This window comes from Rhodococcus sp. 05-339-2 (assembly GCF_002258965.1).
Lineage (GTDB): Bacteria > Actinomycetota > Actinomycetes > Mycobacteriales > Mycobacteriaceae > Rhodococcoides.
In genome coordinates this window covers 41,754-55,140 of sequence record NZ_NOYW01000011.1, presented here as the reverse complement: position 1 = coordinate 55,140, position 13,387 = coordinate 41,754, and the positions used below count along the sequence as shown (strand labels likewise).

Below are 13,387 nucleotides of genomic sequence, written 5' to 3'. Positions count from 1 at the left end.
GCGGGCTACAGCTCGAATCCGGGGTTCTACTCCGCCGGGTCGTTCTCTGTCGGCAAGGTTCGGTGATCGGCCGAGCGGGGTGCAGTCTGGCGTCCGCGTACCAGGACCACCAGTGCAACCACGACCACCACGATGATGATCGCGATGAAAGCCATCCATCCCAGAGCCAACCAGACGTAGTCCGTGTTCACGTGCATTCCACCTTCGTAGGCCGATGAGAGTCGGCGACTGTCGTTCTCGTGCGCCGGGTTCCGATTCCGTCGATTGCGGTGTTACGACTCGAAAGTTAAGTGGCAGAACACCGAAAGCCAATGGGGTCGCCGCGAAGGTGCACCTCCCACTACGACCAAGGTCGTAGTGGACTACGACCCTCGGGCAATGGACGTGAGCCACCCGGCCGTAGACGATCGACGCATGGCCACCGCTAGCGGAACAGTCGGTCCCCGCACTGCATCACCGCGTCATCTCGTCGCCGTCGGTGCGCCCGATCGGTCACTGCGGTCATCGATTCGATCTGCCTGGTCCGAAGCTCGACCCGCAGTGCAGATCATCTTTCAGCTTCGGCTGATCGCGGTGGTCGCCGTGGCGTCGCTCGACGCCGGAGCTGCTCCCCGGTGGACGGCCGTCGCACTGTGCTGTGCGGGATGGCTGTGCCTCACGTGGTCGATCTACCTGCTCAACGGTCTCGCCGACCGCATCGAGGACCGGGTGAACGGATCGTTGCGACCGATTGCGCAGGGCACCCTCGATGCGGGAGTGGCTCGCCGGTTCGTAACTGTTCTGGCGTGCGTGGGTATGGTTCTGTGCTTGTCGGCCGGCCGGCCGGTTCTGATGTCGGCGCTCGTCATGCTCGCCCTGGGCTTTCTGTATTCCGTCGGGCCCGCGCCGTTGAAGAACAGAGTGTGGGGGGTCCAGGTCGCGGTGTTCGGAGGCGGGCTCACAACTTATGCTGCCGGAGTGTGTGCGGCCGGCACCGAGGTCACGCCTGCCGTGATCGTATTCGCGATCGCGATGTCGGCGTGGATGGGTGTTGGCGGTCTGGCCAAGGACGTCTCCGACGTCGACGGCGACAGGGCCGCCGGACGGTCGACGCTGGCGATGTGGAGCGAACGTGGCACCTGCCTGGTCATCGCGTCGGCGGCCGGAGCCATCTGCGTCGGATTCGCCGTCTCGGCGTGGGCAGTCGAGGAACGACTCATCGTCCCGGCACTGGTATTGGCCTGCGGGGCAGCGGCGATTGCGGCGTTCGCTGCGGTGGGGGGATCATCACGTCGAAGGCACGCGCGCACCCCGTACACCGCCTTCATGTACTCGCAATACGGTGCGCACACGGGCGCTCTGTGCATGCTGCTGTGAGAGACGCCCGAACAACACGATTCGATCGCCGACCCGACCACGCATCGAATCACCGGTGACCCGCAGGTGAACTGCTTCGAACGAAGTCTCGAACGGAAGGGCCTCGACGTGCGTGTTCACGTGCACTCGGTACCAGTTGTGCTGTTTGTCCCGCTAATATGACGCGATCGGGATCGGCGTAGCGAATCAGGCTTTCCAGGGGTCTGATCCGTCCGGTTCTCCAGGGCGGGGGCGAACGAAGTGAGTGTCGAACCGAATCGACTCGTCGAGCGGGCGGTCACGGCGTACACAGCCCTCCTCGACGGTTCGGGGAGCCCGGTGCTGACCGATCGATCGTTGCAAGTGCAGCTGACGCGTCAGGCGGAAGCCGTGGTGCGCGTCATCGCTACAGCGTTCACCGCTGTCGGCACGCCGACATCGACGCCGCCCTCGCCCGATCCGAGCGAAGCCATCGGTGAGCAGCGCGCCCGATCAGGCATTCACCCGACCCAATCGCTGGCAGCGGCCACATTGATGTTCGAGGCCTTGTTTCCCGTACTCGTCGAGGCGGTCGACCCACCGACCTCGACCTATACCGTCGTCGCGCTGGGAATTGCTCTGCAACGGGAGATCCAGGAACGCCTGGCTGTCGGATCGATCCCGTACGTCAACTATCTGCTGACAAAGCTCCTGTCCTCGCAGCAGGACGAGCGCAGCCGGATCGCCCGCGACCTACACGACCGTATCGCGCACGGAATGGGTGCCGCCCTCCAACAACTCGACCTCTACGACCACTACCGCACGCGGGATCCGGTCCGAGCCGAAGCCCACCTTTCCACTGCACGAGAGTCGATCAAGTCGAGCTTCGACAGCACTCGGCAGGTATCGGCGGATCTGTGGGTCCGGTTGGGCGGCGAATCGCTGAGCCAGTCGTTGGCGTCCTACTTGGAATCGACCGTTCCCGAAGGAACGGTCTCCGAGGTGACGGTCGCCGGGGAGGAACCGGGTCTGGCGGACGAGGTTGCTCAGGAGCTCTACCTGCTACTCCGAGAGGCGATCCGTAACGCCATCATCCATGGGAAGCCAGACGCAATCACCGTCGAACTCGCCACCCAGCGAGACAGACTGCGCGCCGTCGTCCGCGACAACGGATGCGGCTTCGACGTCGGAGCCGTCACCGCGATCAAGATCGTGGGTGGACTGGCGTCGATCCGCGAACGCGCCGAGTTGCTCGGGGGGCGCGCCGTCATCACGGCCGATCCAGGATGCGGGACCACGGTCGAGGTTCAGCTGCCGTTGCTCGACCGCACCGCCGAATCGCTCGGGAGGACTCGGTGGTGACCGGGCACGCCATCCGTGTGATCCTGGCCGACGACCACACACTCTTTCGAGACGGTCTCGCAGCATTGATCGAGACCGACCCCGCATTCAAGGTGGTCGCGCAGTGCCCGGACGGAACGACCGCCATCGAGGTCATCACCCGAGACGTTCCGGACATCGCCGTGGTCGACATCGAAATGCCGGGCCCAGGAGCACACGCGGTCGTCACGGCAATTCGCGCCGCAGCACCGACCGTCTCGATCGTCGTCCTGTCGATGCACCAGGATGCCGAACTGTTGCGCAGCCTCCTCGATGCCGGGGCATCGGCATTTCTGTCCAAGACCGTCGCGCGAGATCAGCTGATCGCCGGGCTCCACTCGGTCCAGCGCAGTCCGGACAACGTATTGCTGTCCACGTCTCGCGATTCGATAAGCTCCGCGCTCGACTCCGAGACGCCCGGACCGCCGAACCTGTTGTCGCCCAGAGAACTCGAAGTTCTCCACCTACTGGTCGAAGCACGTTCCAACTATCAGATCGGCCGAGAACTCGGAATCACGGAATCCACCGTGAAACGCCACCTGACCAACATCTATGCAAAGCTCGGTGCTGTCTCACGCGTGGACTGCGTCCGTAAGGCCTCGGCGTTCGGAATTCCGGGTGTCTAGAGCTCCAGACCCACCGAACCGGTTCCCGAGTCCGCCTCGCATACTGTCTCGATGATCATCGAACACGCCCTCCTGCATGTCATTCCCCACCGAACCGACGATTTCGAGGCCGCCTTCGCCGACGCGAAATCGATCATTTCCTCGATGCCGGGGTTCGTGAATCTGACACTGTCGCGGGGCATCGAGCAGCCCGATGTCTATCTTCTGCTGGTGGAATGGGAACGCCTCGAAGACCACACCGAGGGCTTCAGGAAGTCAGACCGGTACCAGGAGTGGAAGACGCTGCTGCATCACTTCTACGAGCCGTTCCCCATCGTCTCGCATTTCGACCCGATAGAGAACGCATAAGAGATAGGTTCGAGTCTCGTTCCCATCGCCGTTTCGAGGAGATAGTCGTGGCCAACGCTTCGTCGTTCGTATCCAAGCAGGACGACATCGAGATCAGCACCTACACCTGGACCACGTCCGTCGATCCGGCTCGCGGCGTCGTACAGATCGCGCACGGACTCGCCGAACACGGCAGCCGCTACGCCCGCTTCGCTGCTGCACTGAACGACGCCGGATTCCACGTCGTCGCCTCCGATCATCGCGGCCACGGAGAGTCGATCGTCGACACACCGGGCGACTTCGGGGCTGCCGCGTTCGCCGGGTTGTGGGCCGACATCGAGCAACTCGGCGAATCGTTGCTGAACGAATACCCGGACCTGCCACTGTTCCTGTTCGCCCATTCGATGGGATCCTTTGCTGCGCAGCATGTTCTGATCGAGCGATCGGATCTCTACGAGGGCGTGGTGCTGTCGGGTTCGACCACGCTCGACATCCTCGCGGCCGGCATGGCCGACGCTCCAGCTGGTGACCTCAGTGTCTTCAACGCCGCCTTCGAGCACCGCACCGGGTACGAGTGGCTCTCACGCGACGAGGCCGAAGTGGACGCCTACGTCGCCGACCCGCTGTGCGGCTTCGACCTCCCCGAGTCGACGGTCCCCGCGCTGTTCGGTGAGGCCGACAAGCTCGCCGATCCACACAACCTCGAGCAGATCCGCTCCGACCTGCCACTCCTGATCACGTCGGGAACCGACGATCCGCTCGCGGGCGGAGGCCAGTTGATCGAAACCCTTGCTGCCCGATACCGCGAGGCCGGCATGAGCGACGTCACGGTCACCCTCTACCCCGGTGCCCGCCACGAAATCCTCAACGAGACGAACCGGGACGAGGTCACCGCGAACATCATCGGCTGGCTCACCGACCGCGCCGGAACGATCTAGCGCTTTCGTAGCTGCACGGGCTGCCCGTCCTCCGGGAAGGGCAGCGACGTGAAGTTCAGCGGCGCAACGTAATCGGGATCGACCGACCAATCGAATCGCAGCAGCAGGTGGTGCATGATCGTCTTGATCTCGGCACCCGCGAAGAACATGCCGATGCACTTGTGCACTCCGCCGCCGAACGGCTCCCACGCGTAGCGGTGCACCTTGTCCTCTCGGCGGTCGTCGGCGAACCGGCCGGGGTCGAACTTCTCGGGTTCCGGCCAGTACTGCTCCATGTGGTGCGTGAAGTGCGGCGCGACCGACGCGTACGTCCCCGCGGGTACGAACCTCCCCTGCACCTCGGTGTCCTTGACTGCGCGTCGCGCCACCACCGGAGTGGGCGAGACCAACCGCAGGCATTCCTTCATCACCAGATCGACACTGTGCAGTTCGTCGAGTTGCGCGAGCGTCGGCGCATCGGTGCCGAGGGCCTCGGACTCCGCGCGGCACTTGTCCTGCCACTCGGGGTGTTGCCCGAGGTACTGCATCATCGTCGACAGCGTGATCGTCGACGTGTCGTGCGCGGCCATCAGCAGGAAGATCATGTGGTCGATCACTTCCTCGTCGGAGAATCGCTCGCCGTCGTTCCCCTCGATGTGGCACAGGACCGAGAACAGGTCGTCGGTTTCGGTGGCGCGCCGCGACGGAAGGTAGCGCCGGAAGAACTGCTCGAGCATGGCGCGGCCATCGAGGCCACGCTTCCACCGCGTTCCCGGAACTCGATAGCGCACTATCGACGTCGCAGCCTGAACGCACGCCACGAAACTCGAGTTGAGCTCGGCTATCTCGGCTTCGGTGCTGCCCTCGGCACCGCCCATGAAGATGCTCGTCGCCACCTCCAGGGTCAACGCCTTGAGCGCCGGGTAGACCTGGACGTCGCGCCCGCCCTGCCACGCGTCCAAACCGGTTGCGGTGACAGGATTCAACGCCTCGACGGATTTGGTGAGCCGATCCCTCGTGAAGGCCTGCTGCATGATTCGTCGGTGCTTCAGGTGCTCGTCGGAGTCCAGCAGCATCAACCCACCGTGGAAGAACGGGCCGATCAGCAGCGACCAGCCGTCACCGTTCGCAAACGCCTTGTCGGCGTTCTGCAACACCTCCTGGCATGCGTCCGGACCGAGAACGGTGATCCACTTCTGTCCGGCCATCGTCAGCCACGACACCTCGCCGTACTTCTCCCACCGACTCCCGAGCAGTTTCAGGGGGTCTCGGATGTACTCGAGTGTGTGCCCCACGACGGGTATGCCGCCGTCACCGTATACCGGTTGGAGCGCTGAATCAGCAGGTGGAGCAGCCAGAGCACGTGCCATTGTCGACCTCCGTCAATCTGACAGAGCGTCCTGTCAGATGTGATGTAGTCTGCGTCACACCTGCTTCCTCTGTCAAGATCTACCCATGGCTTCCCCGACGCGCAGGTACAACGGCATGAGTGCCGACGACCGCACCGCCGACCGTCGCGCGCGGTTGCTCGAAGCCGGACTCGAAGTGTTCTCCACGGCCGGTGCCCAGAACACGACCATGACCGCGATCTGCGCGGAGGCGAAACTGACCGAGCGCTACTTCTACCAAAGCTTCTCCGGCAAAGAGGATTTGCTCGAGAAGGTGGTCGAGTCGGTATCCGACGAGATCCGGGCAGCGGCTATGGACGCGTTGCACTCCCCGGCCCCCACCGTCGAGGAACAGGTTCGCAACGCCATCGCAGCGTTCGTCGGCGTGCTCACCGACGACCGCCGCAAGGGACGCGTCGCGATGATCGAGTCACTGGCCGTCGACTCACTGCGGGATTATCGACGAAAGTCCATGCGCGCGTTCGCCCATCTGGTGGCCGAGCAGTCACGCGAACTGTTCGGCGAACAGGCCTGGCCGCAACCACAATCCGAGATCAACGGCCTGCTGTTCATCGGCGGACTCGCCGAACTGGTCATCGCGTGGTTGAACGACGAAATCGACATCGCCCCTGCCGACATCGTCGACGCCGCAACACGTCATTTCATCGCTACCGCGCACCGCTGAGGCGCCTTCGGCAGTGGCGTGCTCAGGTGCCGCGGAGGGCACTTCTTCGCACCACTGCGCCGAAGGCGCACTCCTACCGATCGAAGTGCGCCTTCGAGATCTGGCCGTGCACGCCTACCGTCTTGTCGACCACCTGCGAAACGGTGAAGTTGGCGGCCGCGGAAAGGTAGGCATAGGCCGTCGCCCGGTCCATGCCGAGGTCGCTCTCGAGGAAGTCGAGCGCGTTGACCACTGCGCGACGCATGGCTGCGTTCAGGTCCGAACTCTGACCGCCGACGGCACCGTCCGGATCGGACAGGCCGATCGGAATCCATGAATCCTCGTTCTCGGCAAAGGGATACGAGTACGCGACGGACGGCGCATCACCGCTGCCCGCCTTGCACACCGTCAGGCGGAAGGTGCCGCGCAGGGAACCTTCCATCGCCGTCAGCGCGACCTCCCCGTCGCCCATCGCCATGTGCGGATCGCCGACGTAGAACAACGCACCCTCTGCGAACACCGGGAGGTAGAACGTCGACCCGACGCCGAGCAGGCCGACATCGATGTTGCCGCCGCCGAGCGTCGGGGGAATCGAATTCGCATTCGGTGATGTCAGGCCCGGGTCGCTGGCGAAGGCAACACCCATCATGCCCATGAAGGGACGCAGCGGAAAGCGCACGGCCGCATCGCCGTACCGCATCACACCCTGCCCGTCCTCGACGGCGGTGAACGTGGAGATGTTGCCGTATTGCGTCGGGTCACCCGAGGTTCTGCCGTCGCTCGCGATCGGAGGCATCACCTCGTCCAGGCTGATGCCCGCAGGAGCCTCACCGGACGCAGTGACCGCCAGGGAGCCCTTGCCGTGCCTGCTCGACACCACACCGTACGGAACGCGTGGGATCGCCTCGAGCGTCTCGATCTTGAGTACATCCCCGCGCTGCGCTCCTTCGACGAACACCGGACCCGTCACCACATGAGGGCCGTCGACGTCGAAGTTGCGGACCGTGCGGTCGTATCCGCCGGCGATGTCGATGGCGTCCTGCAGCACGTCGGATTCCGATACCCCCTTGCTGCCGAAGAATTCGACGGGATCGCGACCCTGATCTTCGAGAATTCCTTCGTGGCTGAGCGCGTCGATGGTCACCGTCTCGCCGGACTTCATCTGCAGCACCGACTCGGACTCGACCGTCGGGACGTACCCCCACAGGACCTTGTCGACTTCGGAACTCAGATAGTGATCGCCGGAGATGTCGCCTGATCCGGGCTGAAGAATGCCGACCGGTGCAGGTGCCGACGAACTCGCGGCGGCGGTGGACGACGACGACGACGAACACGCTGCCGTTCCGGCAATTCCGACGCCTGCGCCCAATGCCGCCACCGCCTGGATGAATCCATGTCGACCGATTCCCTTGGTGATCGTCTCCGCTGCCTGCTCCGCCATCGACCGCGCCATGATGCCTCCTGAATTGTCCGAATCTCGAACGTAGACCGGGGGTGTTTCTCGGCAGTTACGAACATGCGTCGGACGAAGTACCCGGCAGGACGGCTCAGCTGGGATCGCTTCCACCGATCGCCGACCACCAGAGCGCAGTGACCGCAGCCAGAACGGTGACGGCTACGAACTCGGCGAATCCCCCGCCGTCGACGACCAGCCACAGCAGACCGATGAACGGGCCGGCCACTGCAGCAGGGGCGTCGAGCATGATTCGGCGGCGTAGCGATCCGAATCTTTCACTGCGCGTCTGCAGATCGACGTCGTTAAGGCGAGGGGCATCGAGGGGTATGCCGGGAGGTAACGACGTACGACGACGCCCCGACGGCACGGCGAGAATTCCCGGTTCCACAACCAAGGCTCGGCGGCCGAGGATCGATCTACTCATGCGGGCATCGGCATCGGGGACGATCGCCAGCAGCCCGGTGTGGAAGTAGACGGGGTACCAGGCCCGCCCTGTTTTCTCGTGGACCTCCAGGTAACCGCGCGACCGCATGCGGTGCTGAAACCGAACTCGCCGCACTGTGGTTCGGGCGGTCGATGTCTGTGCTGATCGCCCGGACAGGAGAGCGCACGCCACCGACCAACCCGTCCAGACGAGGACGACGAGCGCAACGAAGAAACTCAGCGGTGCGATCACGACAACGGTCGATGCCGCGACAACCAACGTGGCTGCCGCGGCACCGACCGGATATCCGAGACCGTGAGCTATTTCAGGAACCCGACCTTCGACATATCGAGGTCTCCGAATCCCGGAGCGCCGAAGTTCGCGAGATTCGACTTGGTCGCGTACGTCGACGGACGCTGGAACATCGTGAGGCTGTGCCCCTCCGCCCAGATCGCCTTGTCTGCCTCGTTGTAGTCGGCAATACGTGCGTCGTCGTCGAGCTCGCCGGCCGCCGTGTCGAGCAGTCCGTTGATCTCCTCGGACCCGACCTGACCGTAGTTCTGCAGCGTACTGCCGGGCGTCAGGCGGAAGATGCCGTCACTGCTGGAGGTGTACGGCGTTCCCTCCCAGGTGAAGTGGGTGACATCGAATGCGCCGACCAGGATGTACTTCTCGAAGAAGTCGTCGGACGGCACTGCGTCGATGATGAGGTTGGCGCCGACAGCCTTGAGGTTCTGCTGGATGATCTGCGCTTCCTGCGTCGCGTTCGGGGTGTCCGCCGGAATGATGTCGTGCAGATCGAGTTGCTGTCCGTCCTTGGAGCGGAACTCGCCGTTCATCGTCCATCCGGCGGCCTCGAGTTCGGACTTCGCCTTCTCCGGGTCGAACGTGACGTCGCCGTTGTTCGCCTGGTAACCCTTCTGGCCGTCGACGAAAATGTGGTTGTTCAGCACCGTCGGGTTCGAGGTGATCTGGCCGAGCTGCGAGGTGGCCAGGTAATCACGGTCGATCGCCTTCATCAGAGCCAACCGGACAGCCTTGTCCGACGTGATGCGTCCGGGCGCGCCGTTGAAATCGAAATGGCGGTACTGCGGACCGAGGCTCTGGCGCAGGTCGATGTTCGGAGTTCCCTGCGCGACCTTGAATGCATCAGCGCTGCTGCCGAGTTCGTAGTAATCGATCTCACCGCTCTGCAGTGCCCCGACGGAGGCCGTCGAATCGAGTGGCAGATAGGTGATGGAGTCGAGTACCGCTGGATTCTCACCCCACCAATCGGGATTGCGCTCGGCGACGATCCGCTTGCCACCCGGCTCGATGGTCCTGATGCGGAACGGTCCTGCGGTGGCCGGCATTGCGCTGACCGAGCCGGTGTTGAATGCCTCCACCGTATTGACCGATTCCGCCGGCATCAGCGGCACGAACAGGGATCGCCAGTCGGCGAATTTTTCTGTGAACGTCAGGACTACCTGCTGATCGTTCTCGCCGCGCACGACGGATTCGACCTTGTCGTACCCGGCCGTGGATGAAGCCTCGTAGGCCGGGTCTTTCCCACTGTTGGCGGTCCACGTCGCAACAAGGTCGGTGTAGTCGAGTGGTCGGCCGGTGCTCCACTTGGCCTTCGGGTTGATGTTGTAGGTGATGACCTGCTTGCCGTCGGTCTCCGACTCGGTGATGTCGGTGAAGAAGTCGGTTGCCGTCGTCAAGCTCGCATCGGCGGCGGCCTTGAATGCAGTTGGCATCAGCGCCAAGTACATCCGTGCCAAATCAACGCTTGTGCCGTCAATTTGGTAGTAGTTGTAATTGGGACGTACCTGCGAAAGCGGGAAGTTCATGTTCCCGCCCTGCTGCAAATCGGTGATCGGATGCGGGTTTATCTGCGCTCCGCTCTCGAACGATGCAGGCGCATCGGCGTTGGGCCCGGTGTCGCCGGAGCTGCACCCCGCCACCAGTCCGACGGTGGTCACGGCCACCGCGATCGGGACCAGTGCCCGAAATAGCTTGGCTCTCATCAATTCACCTTTCTCAGTGTGCACGTAACCTGCAAGGTCAGATGGCGTCGGCCAGCTGTGCGGCCTCGGCGATTCGGGCTCGTTGGAGCATCGGATCGGGGATGGGGATGGCTTTCAGGAGTGCCCGTGTGTACGGGTCCTCGGGTGCGTCGAAGATCTGCGCCGTCGGGCCCTTCTCCACGAACACCCCGTTGCGCATCACCGCTACTTCGTCGGCAAGATGACGCACCACCGACAGGTCGTGCGAGACGAACAGATACGCCAGACCGAGCTCCTCCTGCAGATCCTGGAGCAGGTTCAGCACACCCGCCTGGATCGACACGTCGAGCGCGGACACCGGCTCGTCGAGCACCAGGATCGACGGTTTGAGCGCCAAAGCCCTTGCAATGCCGACACGTTGACGCTGCCCGCCGGAGAACTGGGTGGGATACCGATCAGCGAGCTCGGGACGCATTCCGACCGTGTCCATCAGTTCCCGAACCCGGCGGGTGCGCTCGTCGACCGGCACGCCGTTGATCTTCAACGGCTCGGCGATGATCTCCCCCACCGGCATTCGCGGATCGAGCGAGCCCATCGGGTCCTGGAACACGATCTGGATGTGCGCGCGCAGCTTTCGTTGCTCGGCTCGGCTCAGGCCGTAAGGCTCGACTCCGTTGATTCTGATCGAGCCCTGCTGCGGCTTCACGAACTCCATGATCTCGAGCAGGGTCGTCGACTTGCCGCAGCCCGATTCGCCGACGATCGCCAAGGTGGACCCTGCGTGGACATCGAAGCTGATGCCCTGCACCGCAGGCACTTCGCCCGCGCGTCGACGCAGTACCGAACCCTTGAACATGGGGTAGCTCTTGTGCAGATCGGTCACCGACAACACCGGAGCATCCTTCGGTACGGTCACCACCAATTCGGCCGGTGCCTCCGACCTCGGGGCACCCTCGAACTCCGCCTCCACCGACTCGGCCGTCGCCGCATCGATGCGGACACACGCCGCACTGTGATTCGGGGCAACCTGAATCAGCGGCGGTTCGCCTTCGTCGCAGGCCTCCGTGTGCAACGGGCATCGAGGCCCGAACGGGCAGCCGGTCGGGAGATTCACCAGAGCGGGCGGCGTGCCCTCGATCGGCACCAGACGGTCCTGTGCGGGACGATCCGGGCGAGGGACGGAGCCGAGCAATCCGACGGTGTAGGGCATGGACGGGTGCGCGTACAGCTCGTCCACTGGAGCACTTTCGACGGCTCGCCCGGCGTACATGACCATGGCCCGATCGGCAACGCCGGCAACGACTCCCAGGTCGTGGGTGATGAACACGACGCCGGCTCCGGTCACGTCCCGTGCGGTCCGAAGCAGATCGAGGATCTGCGCCTGGATCGTCACGTCGAGGGCAGTGGTGGGCTCGTCGGCGATGATGAGGTCAGGATCGTTGGCGATGGCCATCGCGATGACGACGCGTTGCCGCATACCGCCGGAGAACTCGTGCGGATACGATTTCGCCCGTGTTCTCGGATCGGCGATGCCGACCAGATCGAGCAATTCCAGGGTCCGCTCCTGGACCTTCACCTTGCTCAGTGACGGATTGTGTACCGAGATCGCCTCGGCTATCTGATCACCGATCCGGTAGATGGGCGTCAGCGCAGTCAACGGGTCCTGCGAGATCATCGCCACCGAACGCCCACGCTCACGGGACATCTCACGGTCGGACAGTCCGAGTAGCTGACGGCCGTTCAGCTCGATGGACCCGGTGACCCGTGCGCTCTGCGGAAGCAACCCCATAACGGCCAGGGACGACACCGACTTACCGGAGCCGGATTCGCCGACGATGGCCATGACCTCGCCCTTGTCGACCTGATAGTCCAGTCCGCGGACCGCGGTGACGCGGCCTTCCTCACTCGGGAAGCTGACTTCGAGTCCGCTGACCTTCAACACCGGCACAGTCTCAGCCACGTGCCTGTCCCCTCGTCGAGTTCGGATCGAATGCGTCGCGCAGGCCGTCGCCGACGAAGTTCGTTGCCAGCACGATCAATACCAGTGCGCCACAGCAGAACGCGAACAGCCACGGATACGTCAACGCGGACGACGTACCGTCCGCGATTAGTGTGCCGAGCGAGACGTCGGGCCGCTGGACACCGAAACCGAAATAGCTCAGCGACGCCTCACCGATGATGGCGATACCCACGTTGAGCGTGACGTCGACGATGAGGATCGACGCCATCGACGGCAGCACGTGCTTCCCGATGACACTCGTCGGCGTCGCACCCATGTACTTGGCGGCACGGATGAATTCGCGCTCACGCAACGACCGCGTCATCGCACGGATGATGCGGGACGTGATCATCCACGCGAACGCCGCGAGCAGCAACACCAGGATGAAGAAGCTCTTGTCGCGGAACAGCGGCGAGCAGATAGCGATGACCAGGAAGCTCGGGACGACGAGCAGAACATCGGCGACCCACATCAGCGCGCGGTCGGTCCAACCGCCGAAGTATCCCGCCACCGCGCCGACGACGCCGGCAAGCACCGTGGAAATGAGCGCGACGAGCATGCCGATGATCAGCGACTTCTGCAGTCCACGCAGCGTCTGAGCCAGAACATCCTGCCCGATCTGGTTGGTGCCGAACCAGTGTCGTGTGGTCGGCGGCGAGTTGAGCGCGTACGCGTCGAGTTCCTCGTAGGTGAAGGGAATGAAGTGCGGGAGTACGAATGCGCCGACGAACATCGCGAGCAGCACCACGACGCCCACCAACGCAGGCCGGTTGCGCAGGAACCGGCGCAGCACCAAGCGCCTGCGTGTGATCGGAGCCGTCGAGTCGCTCGGGCCCTCGACCGCAGCGATCTCGGGAACCACAGGTGTCGCCATCGCCGATCCTTTCCTTACTCGAAGTGGTGG

Annotated in this window: 13 protein-coding genes; 6 read left to right on the top strand and 7 right to left on the bottom strand. The window is 63.8% G+C overall.

The genetic code is table 11. From position 1 onward, the window contains the following. Positions 1–26: 26 nt before the first annotated feature. Positions 27–191: a hypothetical protein gene (locus tag CH273_RS27635; RefSeq protein ID WP_155290797.1), complete on the bottom strand. Its 165-nt coding sequence runs from the start codon at positions 189–191 to the stop codon at positions 27–29. A gap of 223 nt (positions 192–414) precedes the next feature. Here CH273_RS27635 and CH273_RS09755 point away from each other — a divergent pair, with 223 nt between their 5' ends. The 5 genes from CH273_RS09755 to CH273_RS09735 all read left to right on the top strand — a co-directional run bounded on the left by CH273_RS09755 (position 415) and on the right by CH273_RS09735 (position 4,585). Continuing rightward, positions 415–1,356, top strand: a complete 942-nt coding sequence (locus CH273_RS09755; protein ID WP_052049416.1) for a UbiA family prenyltransferase — start codon at positions 415–417, stop codon at positions 1,354–1,356. Positions 1,357–1,596: 240 nt separating this feature from the next. Further along, a complete protein-coding gene (locus CH273_RS09750) occupies positions 1,597–2,676 on the top strand; it encodes a sensor histidine kinase (protein ID WP_052049415.1) in 1,080 nt (359 codons plus the stop codon). Continuing rightward, complete coding sequence (locus CH273_RS09745) at positions 2,673–3,320, top strand: response regulator transcription factor (RefSeq protein ID WP_032395107.1); 648 nt, start codon at positions 2,673–2,675, stop codon at positions 3,318–3,320. The genes CH273_RS09750 and CH273_RS09745 overlap by 4 nt, the downstream gene beginning before the upstream one ends. Before the next feature lie 51 nt (positions 3,321–3,371). Beyond that, the gene (locus tag CH273_RS09740; RefSeq protein WP_032394965.1) at positions 3,372–3,668 is read left to right on the top strand and encodes an antibiotic biosynthesis monooxygenase family protein; all 297 of its coding nucleotides are present in this window, start codon (positions 3,372–3,374) and stop codon (positions 3,666–3,668) included. Positions 3,669–3,715: 47 nt separating this feature from the next. Next, positions 3,716–4,585 carry an alpha/beta fold hydrolase gene (locus CH273_RS09735; protein ID WP_052049413.1) on the top strand — a complete coding sequence of 290 codons (870 nt, stop codon included), beginning with the start codon at positions 3,716–3,718 and terminating at the stop codon, positions 4,583–4,585. Here CH273_RS09735 and CH273_RS09730 read toward each other — a convergent pair. Continuing rightward, positions 4,582–5,934: a cytochrome P450 gene (locus CH273_RS09730; protein WP_032394964.1), complete on the bottom strand. Its 1,353-nt coding sequence runs from the start codon at positions 5,932–5,934 to the stop codon at positions 4,582–4,584. The two genes, CH273_RS09735 and CH273_RS09730, sit on opposite strands and share 4 nt — an antisense overlap. 85 nt (positions 5,935–6,019) lie before the next feature. Here CH273_RS09730 and CH273_RS09725 point away from each other — a divergent pair, with 85 nt between their 5' ends. Further along, the gene (locus CH273_RS09725) at positions 6,020–6,637 is read left to right on the top strand and encodes a TetR/AcrR family transcriptional regulator (protein WP_032394963.1); all 618 of its coding nucleotides are present in this window, start codon (positions 6,020–6,022) and stop codon (positions 6,635–6,637) included. A gap of 73 nt (positions 6,638–6,710) precedes the next feature. Here CH273_RS09725 and CH273_RS09720 read toward each other — a convergent pair whose 3' ends face one another. The 5 genes from CH273_RS09720 to CH273_RS09700 form a co-directional block, all read right to left on the bottom strand. After that, on the bottom strand, positions 6,711–8,069 hold the full coding sequence (locus CH273_RS09720; protein WP_032394962.1) for an acetamidase/formamidase family protein: 1,359 nt from the start codon (positions 8,067–8,069) through the stop codon (positions 6,711–6,713). A 94-nt stretch (positions 8,070–8,163) separates the two neighbouring features. Beyond that, positions 8,164–8,748, bottom strand: a complete 585-nt coding sequence (locus tag CH273_RS09715) for a hypothetical protein (protein ID WP_052049412.1) — start codon at positions 8,746–8,748, stop codon at positions 8,164–8,166. Between the two features lie 68 nt (positions 8,749–8,816). After that, positions 8,817–10,505 (bottom strand): ABC transporter family substrate-binding protein, encoded by a 1,689-nt coding sequence (locus CH273_RS09710; RefSeq protein ID WP_032395104.1) that lies wholly within the window; start codon positions 10,503–10,505, stop codon positions 8,817–8,819. Positions 10,506–10,542: 37 nt separating this feature from the next. Beyond that, entirely contained in the window at positions 10,543–12,444 is a 1,902-nt protein-coding gene (locus CH273_RS09705; RefSeq protein ID WP_032394961.1) for an ABC transporter ATP-binding protein, read from the bottom strand. Next, a complete protein-coding gene (locus CH273_RS09700) occupies positions 12,437–13,357 on the bottom strand; it encodes an ABC transporter permease (protein ID WP_052049410.1) in 921 nt (306 codons plus the stop codon). The genes CH273_RS09705 and CH273_RS09700 overlap by 8 nt, the downstream gene beginning before the upstream one ends. Positions 13,358–13,387: the final 30 nt, after the last annotated feature.